The sequence below is a fragment of the Streptomyces sp. NPDC002032 genome (assembly GCF_042890765.1).
Classification (GTDB): Bacteria; Actinomycetota; Actinomycetes; order Streptomycetales; family Streptomycetaceae; genus Streptomyces.
In genome coordinates this window covers 292,227-315,172 of record NZ_JBIASM010000004.1, presented here as the reverse complement: position 1 = coordinate 315,172, position 22,946 = coordinate 292,227, and the positions used below count along the sequence as shown (strand labels likewise).

Below are 22,946 nucleotides of genomic sequence, written 5' to 3'. Positions count from 1 at the left end.
TACCCGGCGACTCCATGATCACCCCTGCGGCCGGGCGGACGGATTCCCCTCAGCCGGGGGCGAGGACGGAATCGTCGAGGGCGCCCGACCCCGGCAGCTGGTGGCGGGCGGCGATCAGGGCGGCGTGCACGTCCGTCGTGCCGGTGGCCACGCACAGGGCCCGTTCCACGGCCTCGATCTCCTGGCGCACGGGCGAGCCCTCGTCCGCGGCATCGAGTACGGACAGCGCCCAGTAGCGGTCGACGAGACCGGGGAGCACGGCCGGGTGCGCCATCAGCATGGGTGGGAGCCTTTCTCCAGCGACCAGCGAAACGATCAGGCCCGTCCCGTACCCCGCCGATCACCGTTGAATCCCCTGCATCCCGCCCCGGCGGTCCTCGTGGTGCCATCCGCCGGATGCGCGCATGGATGCGCGTACGAGAGGAACCCCCGAAGCGCGGGCCGCCTTCGTGGAATCGACCGACGAACGCTTGACCGGTGAACCCGCGGCAACGTAGTTTCGACCGGACCGACTCGGGAGCAACTGGAAGGGGGGCGAAGCCGGATGTCGACCATCTCCGAAATACTTCGCTCCGCGCACCAGATCGCCTGGGCTCCCGGTCGTGTCGCACACGGCTGCTGAGCAGCCCCCTTTTCCCGGCGTGCCCGCTCGCGGCCCCGGTACCTTCCCCCCTCTTCGTCACCGTTCACGGCACGTTTCCGTGTGCCGCTGTGCTGCGCCGCGCGTCATCGCGCCGCGCCACTGAAAGAGAAAGACCTGAGATGGCGACTACGACTGTCAGATCGACCACGCGCCGGAACGAGGGCCTGCCATGGTAGCGGCGCGGATCACGGTCAACGGGAAAGAAACTCCGATCTCACCGGCCCCACCGCACACCTCCGTACTGGACTTCCTGCGCGAGCGCGGCCTCACCGGCACCAAGGAGGGCTGCGCCGAGGGTGAATGCGGAGCCTGCTCGGTGCTGGTGGCCCGGCCCGGGGTGAACAAGCCCACCGACTGGGTGGCCGTCAACGCCTGTCTGGTCCCGGTCGCGGCGCTCGACGGCCAGGAGGTCATCACCTCCGAGGGCCTCGCCACCGTCGGCGAACCCGGTACGCCGCCCGCCCTGCACCCCGTACAGGAGGAGATGGCCGTGCGCGGCGGCTCCCAATGCGGTTACTGCACACCGGGGTTCGTCTGCAGCATGGCCTCCGAGTACTACCGGCCCGACCGCTGCGCGCACCCCGCCGCGGGCGCCGGGACCGACACCGAGTCCGACAGCGGCCCCGGCGCCGACGCCGAGCACGGTCCGAACGGGTTCGACCTGCACGCGCTGAGCGGGAACCTGTGCCGCTGCACCGGCTACCGCCCCATCCGCGACGCCGCGTTCGCCGTCGGCAGTCCCGCCGAGGACGACCCCCTGGCGCGGCGCCGCGAGCAGTCCCCGCCCGCACCGGCCGTCACCGCGTACGCCGTGGACGACGCCACCTTCCTGCGGCCGGCCGGCCTGGCCGATGCGCTGCGGCTGCTGCGCGAACGGCCCGACGCGGTGGTCGTCGCGGGCAGCACCGACTGGGGCGTGGAGGTCAACATCCGCTCCCGCCGGGCCGGTTGCGTGGTGGCCGTCGACCGTCTTCCCGAACTGCGGGAACTGCGCGTGGCGTCCGACCACATCGAGATCGGGGCGGCCCAGACGCTCACGGAGATCGAACGCCGCCTCGACGGCCGTGTCCCGCTGCTGGCCGAGCTGTTCCCGCAGTTCGCGTCCCGGCTCATCCGCAACAGTGCGACCCTCGGCGGGAACCTGGGCACCGGCTCCCCCATCGGTGACAGCCCGCCGGTGCTGCTCGCGCTGGAGGCCTCGGTCGTCCTGGCCGGCGCCGACGGTGAGCGCGAGGTCCCGCTGTCCGGCTACTTCACCGGCTACCGGCAGAGCGTGCGCCGCCCCGGCGAGCTGATCCGCGCGGTGCGCGTGCCGCTGCCGCTCGCACCGGTCACGGCCTTCCACAAGATCGCCAAACGGCGCTTCGACGACATCTCCAGCGTCGCGGTCGCCTTCGCGCTCGACATCGAGGACGGGATCGTGCGCAAGGCGCGCATCGGTCTGGGCGGCGTGGCCGCCACCCCGATCCGGGCCCTCGCCACCGAGGCGGCCCTGGAGGGCCGGCCGTGGACGGCGGGGACCGTCGAGGCCGCGGCCCGGGTGCTGCGGTCCGAGGGCACCCCGATGGACGATCACCGCGCCAGCGCCGGCTACCGCTCCGCGATGCTCGGCCAGAGCCTGCTCAAGCTGTACGCGCGAACCACCGAGGCGGTGTCGTCATGAGTCATCTGTCCGAACGTCCCGAGAAGCCCGTCGTCGGCCGGTCGATGCCGCACGAGAGCGCCGCCCTGCACGTCACCGGCGCCGCGCTCTACACCGACGACCTGATCCACCGCACCAGGGACGTCCTGCACGCCTACCCGGTCCAGGTCATGAAGGCCCACGGCACGATCACGGCGCTGCGCACCGCGCCCGCGCTCGCGGTGCCGGGTGTGGTCCGCGTCCTGACCGGCGCCGACGTGCCCGGTGTCAACGACGCCGGGATGAAGCACGACGAGCCGCTGTTCCCCGACACGGTCATGTTCCACGGCCACGCGGTCGCCTGGGTGCTCGGCGAGACCCTGGAGGCGGCCCGGCTCGGCGCCGCGGCCGTCGAGGTGGAACTCGACGAGCAGCCCTCGCTGATCACGCTGCGGGAAGCGATGGCGGCCGGGAGCTTCCACGGCGCCCGCCCCCTGATGCTGACCGGTGACGTCGACGCCGGGTTCGCGGACTCCGCCCACGTGTTCAGCGGCGAGTTCCAGTTCTCCGACCAGGAACACTTCTACTTGGAAACGCACGCGGCGCTGGCCCACGTGGACGAGAACGGGCAGATGTTCGTCCAGAGCAGCACCCAACACCCCTCGGAGACCCAGGAGATCGTCGCGCACGTCCTCGGCCTGCACAGCCACGAGGTGACCGTGCAGTGCCTGCGGATGGGCGGCGGCTTCGGCGGCAAGGAGATGCAGCCGCACGGCTTCGCGGCCATCGCCGCGCTCGGCGCCAGGCTGACGGGCCGTCCGGTCCGGGTACGGCTCAACCGGACCCAGGACCTGACCATGTCCGGCAAGCGCCACGGGTTCCACGCCGCGTGGAAGATCGGCTTCGACGCCGAGGGCCGCATCCAGGCCCTGGACGCCACCTTGACCGCCGACGGCGGCTGGAGCCTGGACCTGTCCGAGCCCGTGGTGGCCCGCGCCCTGTGCCACATCGACAACACGTACTGGATCCCCAACGCCCGTATCGCCGGCCGCATCGCCCAGACCCACAAGGTCTCCAACACCGCCTTCCGCGGCTTCGGCGGACCGCAGGGCATGCTCGTGATCGAGGACATCATGGGCCGGTGCGCGCCGCTGCTGGGCCTGGACCCGATGGAACTGCGCGAGCGCAACTTCTACCGGCAGGGCCAGTCGACGCCGTACGGGCAGCCGGTCCCGCACGCCGAGCGCATCTCGGTCGTCTGGCGGCAGGTCCAGGAGGACGCCGCCATCGCCGAGCGCCGGCGCGGGATCGAGGCCTTCAACGCCGCGCACCCGCACACCAAGCGGGGACTGGCGCTCACCGGGATCAAGTTCGGCATCTCCTTCAACCTCACCGCCTTCAACCAGGCCGGCGCGCTGGTGCTGGTCTACAAGGACGGCTCGGTCCTGATCAACCACGGCGGCACCGAGATGGGGCAGGGGCTGCACACGAAGATGCTCCAGGTGGCGGCGACCACGCTGGGCATCGGGCTGCACAAGGTGCGGCTGGCCCCGACGCGCACGGACAAGGTGCCCAACACCTCGGCCACCGCGGCCAGCGCCGGGGCGGACCTCAACGGCGCGGCGGTCAAGAACGCCTGCGAGCAGATCCGCGAGCGGCTGCTGCGCGTGGCCGGCACCCAGCTCGGCGCGAACGCCTCGGACGTGCGCATCGTCGAGGGCGTGGCGCGCGTCCTCGGCAGCGACCGGGAACTGCCCTGGGACGACCTGGTGCGCACCGCGTACTTCCAGCGGGTCCAGCTGTCGGCGGCGGGTTTCTACCGGACCGAGGGCCTGCACTGGGACGCGAACGCCTTCCAGGGCTCCCCGTTCAAGTACTTCTCGTACGGGGCCGCCGCGGCCGAGGTGGAGGTGGACGGCTTCACCGGCGCGTACCGGATCCGGCGGGTGGACATCGTGCACGACGTCGGCGACAGCCTCTCCCCGCTGATCGACATCGGTCAGGTCGAGGGCGGTTTCGTGCAGGGCGCGGGCTGGCTGACGCTGGAGGACCTGCGGTGGGACGCGGGCGAGGGACCCGGCCGCGGCCGGCTGCTGACCCAGGCGGCGAGCACGTACAAGCTGCCGAGCTTCTCGGAGATGCCCGAGGAGTTCAACGTCAGGCTGCTGGAGAACGCCACCGAGGAGGGCGCGGTCTACGGCTCCAAGGCGGTGGGCGAGCCCCCGCTGATGCTGGCCTTCTCGGTACGGGAGGCACTGCGGCAGGCGGCCGCCGCGTTCGGGCCCGCCGGGGCCAGCGTGGAACTCGCCTCGCCCGCGACGCCCGAGGCGGTGTACTGGGCGATCGAGTCGGCCCGCGGCGGCGGCGCGCGGGAGGGCGTCCACCCGTCCGGCGGCAGTGCCGTCCCGGCCGACGCGAGCGCTTTGAGTCATGCCTGACATGAGCTGGGTGGCCGCGGTCGCGCGGTTGCGGGCGCGCCGGGAACCCGGCGTGCTCGTGACCGTCGCGTCCGTGCGCGGCCACGCGCCCCGGCGGGCCGGAGCCAAGCTCGTCGTGGGCCGGAGCGACACCTGGGGGTCGATCGGCGGCGGCAACATCGAGGCCGTCGCCATCGACCGGGCGCGCGAGCTGAACGGCACGGCCGATCCGGAGCCGGAGATGATGGAGTTCGCCCTCAACGACAAGGTCACCGGCCCGCACGGCGTGCAGTGCTGCGGCGGAGCCGTCACCGTACTGCTCGAACCGCTGCCGGTGGTCGAGGCGGTGGCGGTCTTCGGCGTCGGGCACGTCGGACTGGAGCTGGCCCGCATCCTGGCCCGCCACCATCTCGACCTGCATCTGATCGACACCCGCCCCGACATGCTCACCGGCGAGCGGCTCGGGGTGCTCGCGGACTCGGTGGCGCAGATCCACACGCACCACACCCCGCTGCTCCCGGAGGAGGTGCTCGCGGAACTGCCGCCCGGCACCCACGTCCTGATCATGACCCACGATCACGCCGAGGACGCCGCGCTGTGCGACGCCGCCCTGCGCACGCCCGGTCTCGGCTCGATCGGGCTGATCGGATCGTCCGCGAAGTGGGCGCGGTTCCGGCAGCGCCTGGCCGCCGAGGGCGGGCACGACGCCGCCGCCATCGACCGGATCAAGACCCCGATCGGCATGACCGGGATCACCGGCAAGGAGCCCGCCACGATCGCGGTGAGCGTCGCGGCGGACCTGCTCCGGACCTTCGAGCAGGACCGCCTGTGGGCCGCCGTGCCGGACACGGTCGCGGCCGCCGAGGCGCCGCCGGCGTCAGCGTTCGCCGCCCGCTCCGCGGTCGGTACGGGTACGGGCAGGGGCGGGGGTACGGGTCCGGGCGTCGAGGACCCCGGCGGTGAACTCCGCCAGCTGCGCGCGTAGTTCCTCGCGGGGCACGCCCTTGTCGCCCGCCAGGTGGGCGACGAGGTCGGCCCGGGTGGCGGCGAGCAGGGCGTGGGCGGTGAAGCCGGCGTCCGCCGCGCCGGGGACCTCTTCCAGCAGGTCCCGGAACAGGGTGTGCCACCGCTCGTAGTGCGCGGTCCGGTAAGGACTGTCCGCGCCGGTCCCCTCCAGGGCCAGGGCGAGGTGGCGGTTGTCCAGCTTGAAGCACAGGACGGCGTCCAGCAGGGCGGGCACGCGCAGCAGCGGCGGGGTACCGGGCCCCAGCGGCGGCGCACCGTCCTCGACGGCGTTCGCCAGCGGTTCGAGCCGCGCCGCGTACAGGGCGCCGATCAGTGCGGTGCGGTCCCCGAACGCCCGGAAGAGCGTCCCCTTGCCGACGCCGGCCGCCGCCGCGATGTCGGCCATCGTCACGTCCTCGGGGCTGCGGCAGTGGGCGAAGAGGTCGTCGGCGGCGGCGAAGACGGCGGCCCGGTTGCGGGCCGCGTCCTTGCGCGGGCTGCGTTCGGTCATCGGGGAACCTCCGGTTGCGATGCGGACCGGCGGTCCGTATCGTCCACACGGAAGAAGCGGACCACCGGTCCGTATCCTACGGGACGGAGTTCCCCATGCCCTCGATCCCCCCTGCCCCCGCCCCTTCCCCCACGCCCGCCGGCCCGGCCGCGCAGGTGTTCCGCCACGGCCTGCGGCTGCTCCTGGCCAAGGACGTTCCCGGCTGGGTCGGCCTGTGGGCCGACGACGGCGTCATGGAGTTCCCCTTCGCTCCCCCGGGCCGGCCCGCACGCCTGGACGGCCGGGCGGCCGTCGCCGCCTACATGCGGGACTACCCCGACCACATCGACCTGCACGACTTCCCCGACGTACGGATCCACGAGAGCACCGACCCCGGGACCATCGTGGTCGAGATGCGCGGCGTGGGCCGGCTGGTCGCGACGGACAGCCCCTTCGACATGACCTACATCGCCGTGGTGACCGTCCGGGACGGGCGCTTCACCTCCTACCGCGACTACTGGAACCCCCTCGCCGTCCAGGCGGCCGGGGCGGACTTCGCGGGGAGCCGCGCCCGATGACCCCCACCACCGCGGCCACCCTGGTCATCGGCGCCACCGGCACCACCGGCAGCCGGACCGCCGCGCGGCTGATCGCCGCGGGCCACCGCGTCAGGGCCGCGAGCCGCCGGGCCACCCCGCTCGCGGGCGCGCGGCCGGTCCGCTTCGACTGGTACGACCCCACCACCTTCACCGGCGCGCTCGACGGAGCCGACCGCGTCTACCTCGTCCCGCCGATCGGCGACCCGGACCCGGCCGCCGTCATGCTGCCCTTCCTCCGGCAGGCCCGCGCCGGCGGTGTCCGCCGCGCCGTGCTGCTCAGCTCCTCGGCCATCCCCGAGGGCGGCCCGGCCGCGGGCGCGGTGCACGGGGCGCTGCCCGGCCTGTTCGACGAGTGGGCGGTCCTGCGGCCCTCCTGGTTCATGCAGAACTTCACCGGTACGCACGCCCACGCCGACAGCATCCGCACGGAAGGGGTCATCCGGACGGCGGCCGGCTCCGGCCGGGTGGGCTTCGTCGACGCCGACGACATCGCGGCCGTCGCCGTACGCGCCCTGACGGACGACCGGGCGCCCGGCGACGACCTGGTCCTGACCGGGCCGGAGGCGCTCGGCCACGACGAGGTCGCCGCCGTCGTCGCCCACGTCACCGGGCGCCCCGTCGTCCACCACCGGCTGACCTGCGAGGAGCTGCGCGAGCGGCTGGCCGCGGTGATCCCGGCGGAGTTCGCCGCCCTGCTGGCCGCCATGGACCGCGCCATCGCCGAGGGGGCCGAGGACCGCACCACCGACACCGTCGAGCGCCTCACCGGCCGCCCGCCGAACCCGTTCCGGGTGGTCGCGGAACGGGAACTGCGGACGACGCCGGGCCCGGCCGTCCGCGCGCTCACCGCGCACTCGCGGCGGGACGGACGACGATCTCGTTGACGTCGACCCCGGACGGCTGGGCGACGGCGTACGCGATGGCCCCGGCGATGGCGGAGGCCGGCAGCGCCACCGCGCGGTAGGCCTTCATGGCCTCCCGCGCGGCGGGATCGGAGATCCCTTCGGCCAGTTCGGACTCGGTTACGCCCGGGGAGACCAGGGTGACCCGGACGGAGCCGTCCGACTCCTGGCGCAGCCCCTCGGAGATGGCGCGGACGGCGAACTTGGTGGCGCAGTAGACGGCCGCGGTGGGCGACACCTCGTACGCGCCGACGGAGGCGACGTTCACGAAGTGCCCGGCGCCCTGCGCGCGCATCACGGGAAGCGCGGCGGCGATCCCGTGCAGCACGCCCCGCACGTTCACGTCGATCATCCGGTCCCACTCGTCGACCCTCAGGGCGTCCAGCGGCGAGAGCGGCATCACCCCGGCGTTGTTGACCATCACGTCCACCCGGCCGTACCGCTCCCGGGCGGCGGCCACGAAGTCCCGCACATCGGCGGCGTCGGTGACGTCCAGCCGCCGGAAGGCCGCGGTACCGCCCGCCGCGCCGATCTCCCGGGTGAGCGCGTCGAGCCGCTCGGTGCGCCGCGCGCCCAGCAACAGCCGGTGGCCGTCGGCGGCGAGCCGCCGGGCCGTCTCCTCCCCGATCCCGCTGCTGGCGCCGGTGACGGCCACGACCTTGGCTTCGTTCCTCATACCTGTCCCGCTCCTCGTTCGATGCGGACGACTCCGCACGGCCGAGTCTGCGCGGGCCGTACGGGGCCAGCCAGGACGCGTCACACCCTGGCAACGCGCCGCCGTCCGCTGCCGAAGTGATCCCGGGCGCCGGCTTCCGGGGGGCCCACCAGCCCGGACCTGATCGTCTCCACACATTCCATCGTCTACAGTTCAGTAGACCGTCTACTTTTCTGTAGTCGGCGGGGCTCCGTCGGGCTGTCCCCGTGTCCGTACCAGTCAGAGAGGCCGACCTGCTTCATGGCCATGCCTGCTACCGCCGCGCTCGCGGTGAATGTCCTCGATGCCCATTCACTCCTCGCCACGTTCGGCGTGATCGGCATCGCGGTGGTGATGTTCGCCGAGACCGGCCTGCTGGTCGGATTCTTCCTGCCCGGCGACTCGCTCCTGTTCACCGCAGGCCTGCTGTGCGCGGGAACGGCTGACAAGAGCGCGAACCTGTCCCTGCCGGCGGTGCTGGCCGCCTCCGTGGCCGGTGCGCTGGCCGGCGCACAGTGCGGCTACCTCATCGGCCGCCGGGCCGGACCCGCCCTCCTGGCCCGCAGCCGCTCCAAGAAGCTCCATGAGGGCGCCGCACGGGCCGAGGAACTGCTGGAGAAGTACGGACACGCCAAGGCGATCGTGCTGGCCCGGTTCGTGCCGGTGGTGCGTACGGTCCTCAACCCCCTCGCCGGGGTGCTGAACATCCCGGCCCGCGTGTTCACGCTCTGGCAGGTCGCGGGCGGCCTCCTGTGGACGGTGGGTCTGGTCCTGGCCGGTTACGCCCTCGGCTCCTCGATCCCCAGCGTCGACACGTACCTCCTGCCGATCGTGGGCCTGATCGTGGCGATCTCCCTGCTGCCCGTGGCGATCGAAATCCTCCGCTCCCGACGGGGCGGCAAGCACCAGAACGGAACTGCGCAGTGACCCCCGGCAACAACGGTTCCGGCGTCGACGGCAACGCGTACGTCGACGTCATCGACGCCGCGCACCGGACGCCGGGCTGGCTCAACGACGCCATCGCCGCCTGGTCCCTCTACGGCCTGGCCCTGTTCGCCGTGCTGATGGCCGCGGCGTGGTGGGGAGCCCGGCGCACCGGGTCCGCCTCGGCCGTCACCGCTCTCGCGGTCCCGCTGATCACACTCGCGGGGTTCGGCGTCGATCTCCTGCTCAAGCTCGTCTTCCGCGAGGACCGGCCCTGCCAGAGCCTGCACGTGGCCGTGCTGGAAGCCTGCCCCGCCCCCGGCGACTGGTCCTTCCCCAGCAACCACGCCGCCATCGCCGGCGCGGCCGCGGTCGCGCTGCTGTACGTCTCCCGTCGCCTGGGCGCCGTCGCCGTGGTGGCGGCCGTGCTGATGGCCGCCTCCCGGGTGTGGGTCGGCGTGCACTACCCTCACGACGTCCTCGCGGGACTCGCCGTCGGCGCCCTGGTGGCCTTCGTCTGCGGCCGGGTCGTCCGGCGGCGGCAGAGCGCGCTGGCCGACCGGCTCGGCCGGGGCCCCCTGCGCCCGCTGCTGACCACCCCGTGAGGCGCCCCCTCGCCTCCGGGGGCCCGGCCGCCGGGGTCCGCAAGGAGGCGTGAGATGGACCGGCGCGTTCTCGTGGTCGAGGACGACCACCCCCTGCGGAACGTGATCGTGAGGGGGTTGCGCGAAGAGGGCTTCGACCCGGTGCCCGCGCCCGACGGCGCGACCGCGATGCGGCTGGCCCGTGACCGCTTCGACGCGGTCGTGCTGGACGTCGGACTGCCCGACGCCGACGGCAGAGACGTCTGCCAGGCCCTGCGCGCCTCGGGCTTCACCGCACCGGTGATCTTCCTGACCGCACACCACCACCTCACCGACCGCCTCTCCGGCTTCTCCGCCGGCGGGGACGACTACCTGGCCAAGCCCTTCCACCTCGTCGAGCTCGCGGCCAGACTCCGAGCCGCCCTCAAGAGGGCCGGCCCGCCCCCCGCGACGGCGGCGGGCGACGTCGTCCTGGACCCGGCACGGTTCACCTGCACCGCCGCCGGCAGCCCCGTCGACCTCACCCCGACCGAGTTCCGGCTGCTCGCCGCACTCCTCGCCGCGGGCGGCGCCCTCCTCTCCCGCCGCGAACTCCTGCGGGCGGGCTGGCCCGAGGGAGCGCAGGTCAGCGAGAACACCCTCGACCAGTACCTGAGCCGCCTGCGCCGCAAACTGCGCACCGCGGGCAGCGAGCGGACGATCGCCACCAGCCGCGGAATCGGACACCGCTTCTCATGACGGCACACACCCCCGCCCGGCGCCGTCCGCTGACCCTGCGCAGCCGGCTCTCGCTGATCGCCGTTTCCATCGCGGCCCTGCTGATGGCCGTCCTCATCGCCGCCTTCAACGGCATCGTCCGCCACCAGCTGGACCAGCGGGCGGACGACCACCTGCGCACCCGGGCCGCCGCGGTCGCCTCGACCGTGGACACCAACGGCCCAAAGGCCCGCGTCGTGGAAGTCCCCAACGACGACGCGCTGGACTCCGACGTGTGGATCTACGCGGGCACGGAGCGGCTGGAGGCCCCGCCCGCCGCGGCCGGCGACGGACCCGTGGCCCGGGCCGCCGACGCCCTCGCCGTCGGCCGACGGCCGCACTGCGCCACCGTCGTCGACCGCAATCCCGTGCGGCTGTGCGCCCTGCCCGTCACCGGAAACGCCCCCGCGACGGTGGTCGCCGCCGTCAGCCTCGTCCCCTACCGGACATCGGCGGACACCGTCCTGCACGCCACCCTGGCCCTGGGCGCGGCCATGCTCCTCCTGACCTACGCCCTGACCCGCCTCGCGGTACGCCGCGCCCTGCGCCCCGTACAGGGCATGACCGAGCAGGCCGCCGCGTGGAGCGCACAGGGCGGCGAGGACCGCTTCGGAACCAGCGGGCGTCCCGCCGAACTCGCCGCACTGGCAACGTCCCTGGACGTCCTCCTCGACAAGATCCGGGCCGGACTGCGCCACGAACAGCAGCTGACCCGGGAGCTGTCCCACGAACTGCGCAATCCGCTGGCCCGCGTCGTGGCCGAACTCGACTGGTGGCGCACCCGGCCCCGTTCCCCGGAGGAGACGCGGAGCTCCCTCACGGTGATCGAGGATGCGGCGGCGTCCATGCGCACCATCTGCGACACCCTCCTGGACGAAGCCCAGGGCGCGGCCTCGACCCACCGCGGCCCGGCCGACGTTCAGGCCGTCCTGGTCCGCCTGGCCGGTCGCAGTACCCGGCCGCCGGCGGTGGACCTCCGGCTCGCACCACCGACGGGACGCCCTGTGGCCGCGGCGCCGGCGGCGATCGTGGAACGAGCGGTCAGCCCGCTGGTGGACAACGCCCTGCGCTACGCGCACTCCCGTGTCACCGTCGCGGCGCGTTCCGATGGCGCGGGCGTCCGCATCGAGGTGACCGACGACGGACCGGGCGTTCCCGACTCGTTCGCCCCCGAGCTGTTCCACCCCGGGCGGCGCGCCGATGCCGGGGACGGGCACCCGGGGGCGGGCCTGGGACTGTCGCTGGCGCGGCGCCTGGCCCGCTCCGCCGACGGCGACGTCCAGCACGACGCGTCACACCGGGAGGGCGCCCGCTTCGTGGTCACCCTGCCCGGCGCGTGACCGGCCGCCACTCCGTCCGCGACACGGCAGTCGGACCGCGTCAACGCCGGGCTCGCACCGGTCACGCTCAAGGTCAAGCGCAAGGTCAAGCTCGAAGGAGACCCATGTCAGACGAAGGCGAGCGCCGGCCCGCCGGCGAACTGGAGTCCAGCGTGCTCGCCGCACTGTGGGCGGCCGGCACGGCGCAGTCCGCCGCGCAGGTGAGAGCGGCGATCCCGCAGGACCTGGCGCGCACCACGGTGGCGACGCTCCTGGGGCGGCTGTGCGACAAGGGGCTGGTAGGCCGTCGACCCGGTGGCCGCGGCTTCGTCTACTTCGCCGTGCAGGACACGCACGGCCTCGCCGCCCGTCGTATGCACCGCGAACTCGCCGGAGGCAGCGACCGGAGCATGGTGCTGGCACGGTTCATCGAAGGTCTCGATCCCCTCGACGAGGCCGAACTGCGCCGCCTTCTGCGAGAGGATCGACCATGATCACGCTCCTGGTGGCCCCCTTGCTCCTGCCCTGGATCCTGCCGGCCCTCGCACGGCGCACCGCCGAGAGGGTGCGACCGGAGATCGCCCTGTGGGCGGTCACCCTCGGCACGGCCACCTTGGCGCTCGGGGTCGTCGCCTGTCTGGGCACCCTGCTGCTTCCCCTGGCCCTCCGCCTGCCGGCCGTCGCCGCCTTCGCGCATCTGCTTCAGCCCGTCCAGGCGGGTCCGTCAGTGCTCGTGTCCTGCGTCTCGATGCTGGCGGGCGGGGCACTCGCCGTGAGCGCGACCGCCGGGACCCGAGGTGCCAGGGCGGAGCTGGCGCGGCTTCGCGCGGCCCGGGAGCTCGTGGCCGGGATGCCCGAGGCCGGGGGTCTGTGCGTACTCGACGACGAGCGGGCCGATGCCTTCGCGCTGCCGGGCTGGATGCGCCGATCAGGCCGGATCGTGGTGACCGCAGGCATGCTCCGGGCCCTGGACCCGGGTGAGCGGGAAGCACTGCTCGGACACGAGCGCGCCCACCTGGCCGGCCGCCACCACCTGTTCCTGTCCGCCGCGCAGCTCGCCGGATGGTGCCATCCGGCCCTGGCCGGCGTCGTTCCCGTCGTCTCCTTCGCCGCCGAGCGCACGGCGGACGAAGCCGCCGCCCGCGCCTGCGGGGACCGGCGGACGGCCGCCCGGGCCATCGGGCGGGCAGCGCTCGCCTCGGCATCCCGCCGCAGCGGCTTGCAGGTGCCCACCGCCGCGGCACGGGGCACCACCGGCCCGGTGCCCGCGCGGGTCAAGGCACTTCTCGCCGAAGCCCCGGTGCGGCGCGTCGTCCCCGCCCTGCTGGCCATGGCCCTGCTGTGTACGGCTGCGGGCGCGTCCTCCCTCGGCGGGGCGCTCTGGCTGCACCGCGGAGTGGAACTGGCGCAGGGCGAACACCTTCCCGACTGAGCCGCCACCCGCCACCCGCCACCTTCGGTTAGGGCAGCCTTTCCTGAGTGACTACATTTATGTAGACTCCGCGACGGCTCGTGACGAGGTCCGTGCCGTTTCGGCCCCCATGTGAATCGAGGCGTCCATGTCTGCCAGTTCCCGCCATGTGCTCATCGGCATCGGCAGCGCGATAGCCGTCGTCGCATCGCTGGCGGGGTGCACGCAGAAGAGCGACTCCACGGCCGCGGACGGAGCGGTCCAGGTGATCGCGAAGGACGACGCCTGCGAGGTCTCGAAGAAGGACTTTCCCGCCGGGCACCTGAAGCTGGACGTGGAGAACCGCGGCAGCAAGGTGACCGAGGTCTACGTCCTCTACCCCGACGACCGGATCGCCGCCGAGCGCGAGAACATCGGGCCGGGCACCAAGACCTCGATCACCGCCGAGATCAAGGCCGGTGTCTACGAGGTCGCCTGCAAGCCCGGCATGAAGGGCGACGGCATCCGCCAGAAGGTCACGGTCACCGGCGCCGGCACGGCCAAGCGGTCGCCCGAACTGGACGGTGCCGTCGCGGCGTTCCGCCAGTACGCGCAGACCCAGGCCGACGAGACCCTGCCCAAGGCCAAGGCGTTCACCGACGCGGTCCGGGCCGGCGACGTGGAGGCCGCGAAGAAGGCGTACGCCACCTCCCGCATCGGGTGGGAGCGCACCGAGCCGGTCGCCGAGTCCTTCGGCGACGTCGACCCCAAGGTCGACGTCCGCGAAGACGGCCTGGAGGCCGGCCAGGACCCGGCCAAGGACTGGACCGGCTGGCACCGCCTGGAGAAGGCCCTCTTCCAGGACGGCAGGATCGGCGACCGTGAGAAGGAACTCGCGGACCTGCTCGACAAGGACCTCGCGGACTGGGTGAAGCGGGTCGGCACGGCCGAGATCACCCCCACCTCGATGGCGAACGGCGCCAAGGAGCTCCTGGACGAGGTGTCGAGGAACAAGGTGACGGGTGAGGAGGAGCGCTACTCGCACACCGACCTCGTCGACTTCAAGGGCAACGTGGAGGGCGCTCAGCAGTCCTTCGACCTGCTCAAGCCGGTCGCGGCGAAGAACGACCCCCGGCTGGCCACCGAACTGGACAAGCAGTTCGCCGCCCTGAACACCCTGCTGGACAAGTACCGCACCGACAAGAACGGCTACGACTTCACCTTCTACGACAAGGTCGGCGCGCCGGAGCGCAAGGAGCTGTCGGACGGCGTGAACGCGCTTGCCGAGCCCCTGTCCAAGCTCGCCGCCGCCGTGACGAAGTGAGCCGGCCGCACCGTCAAGGCTGTTGAGGGACCGGACCCGGGCGCGGAACGGATGACGGCCGGCCGGGAGGCCGGCGAGGGCCCGTACGCGGCCCGGCCGGATCCCCTCCGGACGACACCCCCGGGGCCACCAGCGGGTCCCGTCACCCAGAAAGGCAACCGACGTGTTCGGGAACTACCTCATCGGACTGCGCGAGGGACTCGAGGCGAGCCTCGTCGTCTGCATCCTGGTCGCCTACCTCGTCAAGACCGGCAACCAGCACCGCCTGCGGCCCGTCTGGGCCGGCGTGGCGATCGCCGTCGGGCTTTCCCTCGCCTTCGGGGCCCTCCTGCAGTTCGGCTCCTCGACCCTGACCTTCCAGGCCAAGGAAGCCCTCGGAGGCGGTCTGTCCGTCCTCTCGGTCGCCCTGGTCACCTGGATGGTGTTCTGGATGCGGCGCACCGCCCGCCACCTCAGGAGCGAGCTCCAGGACAAGCTGGACGCCGCCCTCGCCATCGGCACCGGAGCCCTCGTCGTCACCTCCTTCTTCGCCGTCGGCCGCGAGGGGCTGGAGACCTCCCTGTTCATCTGGACCGCCGTCCAGGCCACCGGCGACGGCGTCCGCCCGCTCGTCGGCGCCCTCCTGGGGCTGGCGACCTCCGTCCTCCTGGGCTGGCTCTTCTACAAGGGCGCGCTGAAGATCAACCTGGCCAAGTTCTTCCGCTGGACGGGCGCCATGCTCGTCGTCGTCGCCGCCGGAGTCCTGGCGTACGGCATTCACGACCTCCAGGAGGCCGACCTGCTGCCGGGCCTCCACAGCCTCGCCTTCGACATCTCCGCCACCATCCCGCCGGACTCCTGGTACGGCACCCTCCTGAAGGGCGTCTTCAACTTCCAGCCCGACCCCACCGTGCTGCAGACCGCCGTGTGGGCGCTCTACGTCGCGCCGGTCATGCTCCTCTTCCTCCTCCCGGAGCGCCCCGGGCGGCCGGCCACGGCGGCGCCCACAACTGCGCAGCCCGCACCTCGGTAGAGGGCCGCGGACGGTTCCCACGGGATGCCGAGCCGTTCAGCCGTGCTCCCGCAGGGGCCCGACGGACAGCTCGCGCCGCTCGCACGCGTCGAGTATCCGCGGCAGCGCGCCGAGGGTGTTGCGCCAGGAACCGGGTGAGGAGGTGCAGTCGGAATCGTGCAGCAGGATGGTTCCGCCGCCCTCCAGATCGCTGGTGACGGTGCGGTAGACGCTCAGCGGAGTGGCGCGGGCCCGCCAGTCCTCGCCCCAGCAGGTCCACAGCACCGGTGTGAGGCCCAGCCGGCGGGCCGCCATGTGCGCGGCGGTGGTCATCACCCCGTACGGCGGGCGGAACAGCCGAGGCGGTCCACCGGTGATCGCGGCGACGCTGTCACGGGCCCGGGCGAGGTCGTCGTGGGTGGCGCGGGGGCCGCGCAGCACGAGCGGACGGTGCAGCCAGCCGTGTACGGCGATCTCGTGTCCGGCCGCCGCCATCTCGCGGACCAGCCCCGGAACGCGCAGTGCCGCCGGGCCGAGCAGGAAGAAGGTCGCCGTCACCTCCCGTGCCGCCAGCAGCCGCAGGAAGTACGGGGTGGAGACGGGATCGGGCCCGTCGTCGAACGTCAGGGCGACGTGGTCGGCGCGGCCGCGGCCGGCCAGCCGGGGCATGGTGCGGTTGCGCAGGGGGCCGATGGTGGAAACGGCCGGAGCGGCCTGGCACAGCGCCAGAGCGGGAAGGACGGCGAGCGCGGCGCTCCGGGTCAGCCGGAGGCCGGTCACCGGAAGTCCTCCGCTGCCGGAACGAGGGCCGGGTGGGCGGACTCCGGAGCGTCCGGGTCGATGCGGTGCTCCAGGGCCCGCAGGAGTACGGGAGCGTCTTGGCCGGTGGCGACGGCGGTGCCGACCGCCCCGGCCCAGACGGCGGTGGCGGCGGCGAACGTCGCGGCGAGGCGGACGGCGGGACGGCGGCCGGGTGCGCCCGGCCGGCCCGGGGCTCCTCGTTCCGGGCTCAGGGCCGACACGGCCGGATGGCCGGCGGCGCGGCGGGCGCGGGCGATCGCCGCGGCCGGTCCGAGCGCGGGGTCGGCCGGGAACAGCGAGAGGCCCGAGGCCCTGTGCCCGCGTCCTGCCGTACCGTCCATCAGATCGTCGAGCGCGGAGGGCAAACCGGCGCTGTCCCGGATCCAGGGCGCGACCCCGGCCTCGTCCAAGGCCGCGGCGTTGGCCGCGCCGTGGCCGGGTATGCAGCGGTAGCTCACCACGGGGAGGCCGCTCGCGCACGCCTCCAGCGAGGTCAGCCCCCCGGCGTTCTGCACCATCACGTCGCAGGCCCACATCAGCTGCGGCATGTCGTCCGTCCAGCCGTGCACGTGCTCGATGCCGTCGGCGGTGAGCTGCCGTGCCAGGACCTGGTTGTGGCCGCACACGACGACCGGGACCGCGACACCGCAGGCACGGATCTCGGCGGCGACCCGGCGCACCGGCCCCACACCCCAGGAACCCGCTACCAGCAGCGCGTACCGAAGATCCGGCGACAGACCGAACCGCTCGCGCGCGGCTGCCCGTTCGCCGGCGCGCGGCGGACGGAACCGCGGATCGGTGACGGGTCCGCACACCTGGACCTCGGCCGCACCGAGGGCACGCGCCTGCGCGGCCGGCACCTCGTGCACGGCCAGGTGCAGGTCGATACCGCGTGCCACCCAGAGCGGGTGGACGGAGAAGTCCGTCAGGTAGGTCACGGCCGGGACCGTGAGTCTGCCCGCCAGCCGCAGGCCGCCGAGCACCTGGCTGGCCCCCGGGTACGTGGAGACGACGGCTCCGGTGTCGGCCGGCAGGGCTCGCAGCACCCGGTCCTGCGCCGTACGCAGCAGGGCCCGAGCGGCGGGGCCGGCTCCCCCGGCGTGCTCCGTGCCGGTGTAGATCCGCTGGTAGGCCCACGGGGCATGCTCCAGCAGACGGTGGTAGAGGCCGCTGGCGGCCCTTCCGGCCCGTGCCGGAAGCAAGTCGAGCAGGTCCCACCGGTCCACCGTGTGCCCGTCGGCCGTGAGGCGGCGGGAGAGCTCGGCGGCGGCACCGTCGTGTCCGGCGCCGACCGAGGCGGAGACGATGACGACCCGCAGCGGGTCGGTCCTGGAGCGTTGACGTACGAGCCCGGGCTTCGCCGCGCGCCGGTCCGTCGGCCTGCCGAGCTGGGGCACGGGGTTCTCCTCTTCGTGACGTTGCCGGGCCGGGCCCCGGGATCCCGTGGCCGGCCGGCCTGGGGCCGTGACGGCGAGCATGGCGAAACCCTGCTGAAGGGCCGCTGAAGACCTGAAGGGGCGTTCAGCTTCGCGCCGCGGCGATGCGCTCCCGTTCCGCGCCGCGCGCCCTGTCCCGGAAGTGGCCGTAGGCCATGAAGGCGAAGAGGATCGCCAGCAGTACCGCCGAGGAGCCGGCGGTGCCCAGGTCGAGGCCTCCCTTGGCGGTGGGCTTGGTGAGGAAGTCGCCCGCGGTGGCCCCCAGAGGCCGGGTGAGGACGAAGGCGATCCAGAAGAGGACGACGTTGGGGACGAAGGGCACGCGGATGAGGATGACGAGGACGAGGAGGACGCCCGTGATGAGCAGGGCGCTGCCCGCGTATCCGAGTCCGGAGCTGTCGGAGAGGAAGTCCCCCATCGAGGTGCCGAGTGTGTTCGAGACGAGGATCGCCGACCAGAACAGCGCCTCGCCTCGGAAGGTCACGATGTCCCGGATGACGAAGGTCTGGCCGGTGAACTTCCAGGCGACGAAGATCGCGATGAGCAGCGAGATGAGGATGGCCGCACCGGCCGGATAGCCGAGGCCCAGGCCCTGTGGGCCCCAGCCCAGCGTGGTCATGCCCTTGGCCAGGTACTTGGAGCTGGCGTCGCGGTTCATGAAGTCCGACACGGTGGTGCCGACCATGCTGGTGGACACGATGACGGGCCAGTAGAAGAACGGGTTGTAGCGCTTCGCGCGCAGTTGCACCACCAGGGTCACCACGAACATGAGGAACAGGACGATCGTGGTGAGGAAGTAGCCCAGGCGCAGGGTCTGCGCGAACAGGTCCCCGGCGGTCTCGCCGAGCGTGGTGGCGGCTATCTTCATGATCCAGAAGGCGAGGGTGACCTCCGGCAGCTTCCGCACGATGTACTGGGCCTTACTCTCGCCGTCCGCTTCGGGCAGGCTGAGCGCGGGGGTCCGCGGCGCCGCCTTGGCCGGGGCCGGCGGACGGGGCCGCAGGTGCAGGCGTCCTTCGTGCATCGCCCACCGCTTGCGGAGCCGGTCGGCGACGGCCGGGTCCCGGGTGGCGACGACGAGGGCGGCGCCCGCTTCGTCCGCGGCCGCGAAGAGGACGTCGATCACCTCTCGGCCGGTGGCGCGGTCCAGGTCGCAGGTCGGATCGTCCGCCAGGATCAGGCGCGGCGAGGTGGCCAGCGTGCGGGCGATGGCCACGTGCTTGGCCTGGCCGCCGGAGAGTTCGGCCGGCATCTTGTGGGCGAGTTCGGCGGCCGCCACCACGGCCAGGCAGTGCAGGGCCCTCAGGTGCGCCCGTTCCCTGGGAACGCCGGCCAGTACGAGGGGCAGCGCGGCGTTCTCCGCCACGCTCAGCGCCGGCACCAGGGCGTGGCCCGGGAGGACGACTCCGACCTGCCCGCGTGCCGGTACCCGGGGCAGCCCCGGCCAGCTGATCTCTCCGGCCGTGGGTTGCAGGATGTCCGCCATGAGATGCAGCAGGGTGGACTTCCCGGAGCCCGAAGGGCCCGTGATGGCGATCCGGTCGCCCGCGTGGACCTCGCAGGTCGCACTGTTGACGGCGGCCACGGCCGTCGGCCCGGGGCCGGGGACGCGGGCGGCGTCCTGGCAGCGCAGGAGCAGGGTGTCGGCGGTGGTCACGGCAGGGCCCCTCGACGTCCCGGCCGGCCGGGCCGGCCGGCGGCCCCGATCACTGCGTCGGTGCCGGTGGGAGAGGCGGCTCGGCCCGCAGCGGCGGGCGCGTGGGCCGGAATGGTCGTACGTCGCATGATCATGGCGCCTTTCCGGAGACGAGCAGAACGACAGGTCTCCTCCGACGCTAGGCAGTGGCGGGTTAGCGCCCGGCCCGTTCACGGTGAGACGACGGTAAACGCCCAGCTCACGCGCCCGGAACGGCAGGGAGCCCCGGCGCGGGGGGATGCGCCGGGGCGATCAGGCGTACGTCGGTGTTCAGCCGAACGAGGTTTCAGCCGAGCGAGGTGAGGAGCGTGGTGAGCGCGTCGACCTCGGCGGCCTTGTCGGGGTGCGGGGCGCGCACGGCCTTGAGCACGTGGTCGATCTCGCCGTCGAGGAAGTTCCAGGCCTTCTCGCTCTTGGGCTCAAGGGTGGACTGGTCGTCGTCCCACGCGGTCTCCAGGTCGGTGACCCGGCTGGTCGCGGCACGCTGATCACCCGCGTTGACCTTCGCCAGGGTGTCACCCGTGATGGTGCGGAACTTCGCGATCTCGGCCGGCGGGAACGGCGACGTCGCCTCCTGCGGGGCGATCTGGCCGCTCACCGGCGCGGGCGACTCCTCTTCCGCGCCGGCGGCGGCGTGTGGCTGGTGGTTCGCCCAGACGAGGAGCGCCGCGGCCGCGACCGCCACGACGGCGTAGTACGCGAGCATGCCCCGCTCACGTGCCGGGCTCGCCGCGCGCGGGGTGCCGGTCGCCTCCTGCACCTCGATGACATCGCTCCGGCTGCGCGTGAGGTACACGACCGTGGCCAGGATGGCGGTAAGGAAGATCACGCTCGTCACAGCGGTGCCGAGGCCCAGGCCGCCGTCGGCGCTGGGCGATCCGAACCAGTCGCCGAGGTTGGCACCGAGCGGGCGGGTGAGGATGTAGGCCAGCCAGAAGGAGAGCACGGCGTTGGCGCCCAGGCGCCGGCCCACGATGATCGCGACGATGAGTCCGAGCGGCAGGAGCACCGAGACGCCCGCGGTCCACCCGGTCAGCTCCAGGGTCCAGTCTCCCGTCGCCGTGCCGAGCGCGAAAGTGACCAGGACCGCCAGCCAGTAGAAGAGCTCGCGGGGCCGGGTGGTGATGCTGTGGACCGACAGGGTCCGCTCCCTCGCGTACCAGATGCCGAAGACCACGGCGAGCACGCCGGCGAACACGCCGCTGCTCAGGGCGAGGGGCACGCCCTGGCTGTCGGTGAGGATGTCGGTGTAGAGGGTGCCGGTCACACTGACCACCACGACGGTGAGCCAGTACACGAACGGGATGTAGCGATCGGCGCTGAGCTGCCAGGCGAGGACCGCTGCCAGCGCGCCGGTGAAGATCAAAGCGGTGCTGACCAGGCCGAGACCGAGGTTCATGTTGATCCAGTCGGCGAAGCTCTCGCCGACCGTGGTGCACAGGATCTTGATGACCCAGAACCAGATCGTGACCTCGGGAACCTTGTTCAGCATCTGCCGCGCAGGCGTCCGGACGCTCTCGCCGGCTCGCGGCTGGTCTCCAGGACGGGCGGCTGCCCCGGGAGCCGTGGGACTCTCAGACGTTTCGTAGGTCATGCGGCCCGACTGTGGCATCCGGAACCTGAACGCATCCTGACCGTCTCACCGGACCCGACGGCCGCGAGGCCCCTGTCGCCGTACCCGGGCGCCCGCACTCGGTGGTGCGGGCATCCCGGTACGGCGACAGGGGCCGGGCGTCAGGGCAGTGCCCGTGCTCGTGCCGCGCGGCGGTCGGCGGCGCTCAGCCACAGGACCACGGCGACGATGATCACGGCGAGGACCAGGCTGACCGGCCCGGTGCCCAGCCCGATGCCGCCGCGCTCGGCGCCCACGCCGGCCCAGTCCGCGAACGAGGCGCCGAGGGGCCGGGTGAGCACGTACGCCCACCAGAAGCCGAGCACGGGCGGGAGGGCGAACAGCCGGTGGGCGAGCGCCGGCAGGGCGATCAGGGCGGCGAACAGCAGCCCGGAGGGCAGGTATCCCCAGCCCAGGGTCGCCGCGGTCAGATCGCCGACGGCGGTGCCGAGGGCGAAGGTGGCCATGACCACGGTCCAGTAGAAGGCCTCGCGGCGCCCACCGGCCACGGTCTCCACCGCGAGGGTGCCCTCGGTCCACCGCCAGATGGTGAAGACCAGGGCCAGGGCCAGGGCGAACGCCACCGCGGACATGGCGTAGGGCACGCCGAGGGCCACGTGCGCCACGTCGGCGGCCATGGTCCCGAAGACGCTGACCATGACCACGGCGGACCAGTACACGGCCGGGACGTAGCGGCGGGCGCGGGCCTGCGCGACCAGGGCGGCGGCCAGCAGCAGACCGGCCGAGCCGACCGCGGGGACGGGCCCGAGGGTCCGGGCGAGGTAGTCGGAGGTGGTCTCGCCCATGCCGGTGGTGAGGATCTTGACGATCCAGAACACCGCGGTCACCTCGGGGACCTTGCTCGCCGCGGAGCGAACGGCCTGGGCCTGGGCGCGGTGGTGCGCCCGGGGGGTTGTCGTGGCGCCCAAGACGGCGGCACTCCTTTCTGCGCGGCGCGGCCGGGGCCGGCCCCGCCGCTCGGCCGGTTGCCCGGTCGCTCGGTCGGTCCGGTTCAGCCGCCCAGGACGGTGTTGCCGGTCAACGTGCCGCTGGTGCCGTCGACGGACACCGCGTGCCGCACTCCGTCGGGTCCGACGACGACGATCCGCCAAGCGCGGCCGCCGCCCTGCTCGGTGACCGGTGCCAGCGACTCGACCTTGCCGTCGCCCACCGCCGCGGTGGCCTTGGTCATGGCGTCCGCCGCCGAGAGCGAGGGCAGCGGGGCCGGGGCGCCGCCGGCCGAGGGATCGCGGAAGCCACCGGCGCGCGGGCCGCGCGCCCCGTCCTGGTGCTTGCCGTCGTGTCCGTGGCGGCCGTCGCGGCCTTCGCGGCCGTCGGAGTTCTCCTGCGACTCGTCGCCGCGCTCGTGGTCCCCGGCTGCCGCCACCTCGTGCTCGCCGCGCCCCTCTTCCTCGTGGTGGTGGAGGGCCGCCGCGGCCGCGCCGCCGCCGATCACCACCACGGCAGCCGCACCTGCCACGGCCCAGCGCGCTCTGCGGCCACGGGGCCGGCGCCCGCCGGCCGGCTTCTCCGCCGTCGTGCCGGCGCCGCCCTCGCCCGTCTGCTGCTGCGGCTCGTCGGCACCCACGGACCCACCCACGGATTCACTCACTGTGACCACCCCTGCCTCGTTCAAGGTCCGGGGCCCTGCGCCCGGACTTCGGGGCACAGCATGATCCGGAGACCCTGAAGGGATGCTGAAGACCTGAAGACCCCTTCAGCTCCGCCCGCCGGCAGCGTGC

22 protein-coding genes are annotated in these 22,946 nt (G+C 73.2%); 13 read left to right on the top strand and 9 right to left on the bottom strand.

Features of this window, described 5'->3' with window-relative positions; translation table 11 throughout:
- Window positions 1-49 precede the first annotated feature (49 nt).
- On the bottom strand, window positions 50-280 hold the full coding sequence (locus tag ACFYYT_RS13050) for a DUF5133 domain-containing protein (RefSeq protein ID WP_351826229.1): 231 nt from the start codon (window positions 278-280) through the stop codon (window positions 50-52).
- A gap of 532 nt (window positions 281-812) precedes the next feature.
- Here ACFYYT_RS13050 and ACFYYT_RS13045 point away from each other — a divergent pair.
- From ACFYYT_RS13045 to xdhC, 3 genes are read left to right on the top strand one after another with little or no spacing between them, the layout of a single operon-like run.
- Window positions 813-2,306 (top strand): FAD binding domain-containing protein, encoded by a 1,494-nt coding sequence (locus ACFYYT_RS13045; RefSeq protein WP_351826228.1) that lies wholly within the window; start codon window positions 813-815, stop codon window positions 2,304-2,306.
- The gene (gene xdhB / locus ACFYYT_RS13040) at window positions 2,303-4,702 is read left to right on the top strand and encodes a xanthine dehydrogenase molybdopterin binding subunit (protein WP_351826227.1); all 2,400 of its coding nucleotides are present in this window, start codon (window positions 2,303-2,305) and stop codon (window positions 4,700-4,702) included. Before ACFYYT_RS13045 ends, xdhB begins: the two co-directional genes overlap by 4 nt.
- A 1-nt stretch (window position 4,703) precedes the next feature.
- Window positions 4,704-5,666, top strand: a complete 963-nt coding sequence (gene xdhC / locus ACFYYT_RS13035; protein ID WP_351826233.1) for a xanthine dehydrogenase accessory protein XdhC — start codon at window positions 4,704-4,706, stop codon at window positions 5,664-5,666.
- On the opposite strand, the gene ACFYYT_RS13030 is transcribed toward xdhC, so the two are convergent.
- A complete protein-coding gene (locus ACFYYT_RS13030; protein ID WP_351826226.1) occupies window positions 5,559-6,197 on the bottom strand; it encodes a helix-turn-helix domain-containing protein in 639 nt (212 codons plus the stop codon). The genes xdhC and ACFYYT_RS13030 overlap by 108 nt on opposite strands.
- Before the next feature lie 95 nt (window positions 6,198-6,292).
- Between ACFYYT_RS13030 and ACFYYT_RS13025 the strand changes: the two genes are divergently transcribed.
- Window positions 6,293-6,754 (top strand): nuclear transport factor 2 family protein, encoded by a 462-nt coding sequence (locus ACFYYT_RS13025; RefSeq protein WP_351826225.1) that lies wholly within the window; start codon window positions 6,293-6,295, stop codon window positions 6,752-6,754.
- The gene (locus ACFYYT_RS13020) at window positions 6,751-7,659 is read left to right on the top strand and encodes an NAD(P)H-binding protein (RefSeq protein WP_351826224.1); all 909 of its coding nucleotides are present in this window, start codon (window positions 6,751-6,753) and stop codon (window positions 7,657-7,659) included. The genes ACFYYT_RS13025 and ACFYYT_RS13020 overlap by 4 nt, the downstream gene beginning before the upstream one ends.
- Here ACFYYT_RS13020 and ACFYYT_RS13015 read toward each other — a convergent pair.
- A complete protein-coding gene (locus tag ACFYYT_RS13015) occupies window positions 7,619-8,353 on the bottom strand; it encodes an SDR family oxidoreductase (protein ID WP_351826223.1) in 735 nt (244 codons plus the stop codon). The genes ACFYYT_RS13020 and ACFYYT_RS13015 overlap by 41 nt on opposite strands.
- A gap of 285 nt (window positions 8,354-8,638) precedes the next feature.
- Here ACFYYT_RS13015 and ACFYYT_RS13010 point away from each other — a divergent pair, with 285 nt between their 5' ends.
- The 8 genes from ACFYYT_RS13010 to efeU all read left to right on the top strand — a co-directional run bounded on the left by ACFYYT_RS13010 (window position 8,639) and on the right by efeU (window position 15,680).
- Window positions 8,639-9,298, top strand: a complete 660-nt coding sequence (locus tag ACFYYT_RS13010; RefSeq protein WP_351826232.1) for a DedA family protein — start codon at window positions 8,639-8,641, stop codon at window positions 9,296-9,298.
- Window positions 9,295-9,900: a phosphatase PAP2 family protein gene (locus tag ACFYYT_RS13005; protein WP_351826222.1), complete on the top strand. Its 606-nt coding sequence runs from the start codon at window positions 9,295-9,297 to the stop codon at window positions 9,898-9,900. The genes ACFYYT_RS13010 and ACFYYT_RS13005 overlap by 4 nt, the downstream gene beginning before the upstream one ends.
- A 54-nt stretch (window positions 9,901-9,954) precedes the next feature.
- The gene (locus ACFYYT_RS13000; RefSeq protein WP_351826221.1) at window positions 9,955-10,617 is read left to right on the top strand and encodes a response regulator transcription factor; all 663 of its coding nucleotides are present in this window, start codon (window positions 9,955-9,957) and stop codon (window positions 10,615-10,617) included.
- The gene (locus tag ACFYYT_RS12995) at window positions 10,614-11,975 is read left to right on the top strand and encodes a HAMP domain-containing sensor histidine kinase (RefSeq protein ID WP_351826220.1); all 1,362 of its coding nucleotides are present in this window, start codon (window positions 10,614-10,616) and stop codon (window positions 11,973-11,975) included. Before ACFYYT_RS13000 ends, ACFYYT_RS12995 begins: the two co-directional genes overlap by 4 nt.
- A gap of 104 nt (window positions 11,976-12,079) precedes the next feature.
- Window positions 12,080-12,448, top strand: coding sequence for a BlaI/MecI/CopY family transcriptional regulator (locus ACFYYT_RS12990; protein WP_351826219.1), 369 nt, complete (start codon window positions 12,080-12,082; stop codon window positions 12,446-12,448).
- Window positions 12,445-13,386 (top strand): M56 family metallopeptidase, encoded by a 942-nt coding sequence (locus tag ACFYYT_RS12985; protein ID WP_351826218.1) that lies wholly within the window; start codon window positions 12,445-12,447, stop codon window positions 13,384-13,386. Before ACFYYT_RS12990 ends, ACFYYT_RS12985 begins: the two co-directional genes overlap by 4 nt.
- A gap of 127 nt (window positions 13,387-13,513) precedes the next feature.
- The gene (gene efeO / locus ACFYYT_RS12980) at window positions 13,514-14,668 is read left to right on the top strand and encodes an iron uptake system protein EfeO (protein WP_351826217.1); all 1,155 of its coding nucleotides are present in this window, start codon (window positions 13,514-13,516) and stop codon (window positions 14,666-14,668) included.
- A gap of 163 nt (window positions 14,669-14,831) precedes the next feature.
- The gene (gene efeU, locus ACFYYT_RS12975; protein ID WP_351826216.1) at window positions 14,832-15,680 is read left to right on the top strand and encodes an iron uptake transporter permease EfeU; all 849 of its coding nucleotides are present in this window, start codon (window positions 14,832-14,834) and stop codon (window positions 15,678-15,680) included.
- 36 nt (window positions 15,681-15,716) lie between these two features.
- On the opposite strand, the gene ACFYYT_RS12970 is transcribed toward efeU, so the two are convergent.
- From ACFYYT_RS12970 to ACFYYT_RS12945, 6 genes are all read right to left on the bottom strand, one after another.
- Window positions 15,717-16,439 (bottom strand): polysaccharide deacetylase family protein, encoded by a 723-nt coding sequence (locus tag ACFYYT_RS12970; protein WP_351826215.1) that lies wholly within the window; start codon window positions 16,437-16,439, stop codon window positions 15,717-15,719.
- Window positions 16,436-17,857 (bottom strand): glycosyltransferase, encoded by a 1,422-nt coding sequence (locus tag ACFYYT_RS12965; RefSeq protein WP_351826214.1) that lies wholly within the window; start codon window positions 17,855-17,857, stop codon window positions 16,436-16,438. The genes ACFYYT_RS12970 and ACFYYT_RS12965 overlap by 4 nt, the downstream gene beginning before the upstream one ends.
- 124 nt (window positions 17,858-17,981) lie before the next feature.
- Window positions 17,982-19,553, bottom strand: coding sequence for an ATP-binding cassette domain-containing protein (locus tag ACFYYT_RS12960; RefSeq protein ID WP_351826213.1), 1,572 nt, complete (start codon window positions 19,551-19,553; stop codon window positions 17,982-17,984).
- 325 nt (window positions 19,554-19,878) lie between these two features.
- Window positions 19,879-21,084 carry a hypothetical protein gene (locus ACFYYT_RS12955; protein WP_351826212.1) on the bottom strand — a complete coding sequence of 402 codons (1,206 nt, stop codon included), beginning with the start codon at window positions 21,082-21,084 and terminating at the stop codon, window positions 19,879-19,881.
- A gap of 242 nt (window positions 21,085-21,326) precedes the next feature.
- Entirely contained in the window at window positions 21,327-22,133 is an 807-nt protein-coding gene (locus ACFYYT_RS12950; protein WP_351826211.1) for a hypothetical protein, read from the bottom strand.
- 83 nt (window positions 22,134-22,216) lie between these two features.
- Window positions 22,217-22,792: a hypothetical protein gene (locus ACFYYT_RS12945; RefSeq protein ID WP_351826210.1), complete on the bottom strand. Its 576-nt coding sequence runs from the start codon at window positions 22,790-22,792 to the stop codon at window positions 22,217-22,219.
- Window positions 22,793-22,946 lie beyond the last annotated feature (154 nt).

Bases quoted from the DNA above. Each gene is read 5' to 3' on its own strand.
- ACFYYT_RS12995 (WP_351826220.1), top strand. From the start codon at position 10,614: ATGACGGCACACACCCCCGCCCGGCGCCGTCCGCTGACCCTGCGCAGC.
- ACFYYT_RS13025 (WP_351826225.1), top strand. From the start codon at position 6,293: ATGCCCTCGATCCCCCCTGCCCCCGCCCCTTCCCCCACGCCCGCCGGC.
- xdhB (WP_351826227.1), top strand. From the start codon at position 2,303: ATGAGTCATCTGTCCGAACGTCCCGAGAAGCCCGTCGTCGGCCGGTCG.
- ACFYYT_RS13030 (WP_351826226.1), bottom strand. From the start codon at position 6,197: ATGACCGAACGCAGCCCGCGCAAGGACGCGGCCCGCAACCGGGCCGCC.
- ACFYYT_RS13015 (WP_351826223.1), bottom strand. From the start codon at position 8,353: ATGAGGAACGAAGCCAAGGTCGTGGCCGTCACCGGCGCCAGCAGCGGG.
- ACFYYT_RS13050 (WP_351826229.1), bottom strand. From the start codon at position 280: ATGCTGATGGCGCACCCGGCCGTGCTCCCCGGTCTCGTCGACCGCTAC.
- efeO (WP_351826217.1), top strand. From the start codon at position 13,514: ATGTCTGCCAGTTCCCGCCATGTGCTCATCGGCATCGGCAGCGCGATA.
- ACFYYT_RS12990 (WP_351826219.1), top strand. From the start codon at position 12,080: ATGTCAGACGAAGGCGAGCGCCGGCCCGCCGGCGAACTGGAGTCCAGC.
- ACFYYT_RS13020 (WP_351826224.1), top strand. From the start codon at position 6,751: ATGACCCCCACCACCGCGGCCACCCTGGTCATCGGCGCCACCGGCACC.
- xdhC (WP_351826233.1), top strand. From the start codon at position 4,704: ATGAGCTGGGTGGCCGCGGTCGCGCGGTTGCGGGCGCGCCGGGAACCC.
- ACFYYT_RS12955 (WP_351826212.1), bottom strand. From the start codon at position 21,084: ATGCTGAACAAGGTTCCCGAGGTCACGATCTGGTTCTGGGTCATCAAG.
- ACFYYT_RS13000 (WP_351826221.1), top strand. From the start codon at position 9,955: ATGGACCGGCGCGTTCTCGTGGTCGAGGACGACCACCCCCTGCGGAAC.
- ACFYYT_RS12985 (WP_351826218.1), top strand. From the start codon at position 12,445: ATGATCACGCTCCTGGTGGCCCCCTTGCTCCTGCCCTGGATCCTGCCG.
- ACFYYT_RS13010 (WP_351826232.1), top strand. From the start codon at position 8,639: ATGCCTGCTACCGCCGCGCTCGCGGTGAATGTCCTCGATGCCCATTCA.
- ACFYYT_RS13045 (WP_351826228.1), top strand. From the start codon at position 813: ATGGTAGCGGCGCGGATCACGGTCAACGGGAAAGAAACTCCGATCTCA.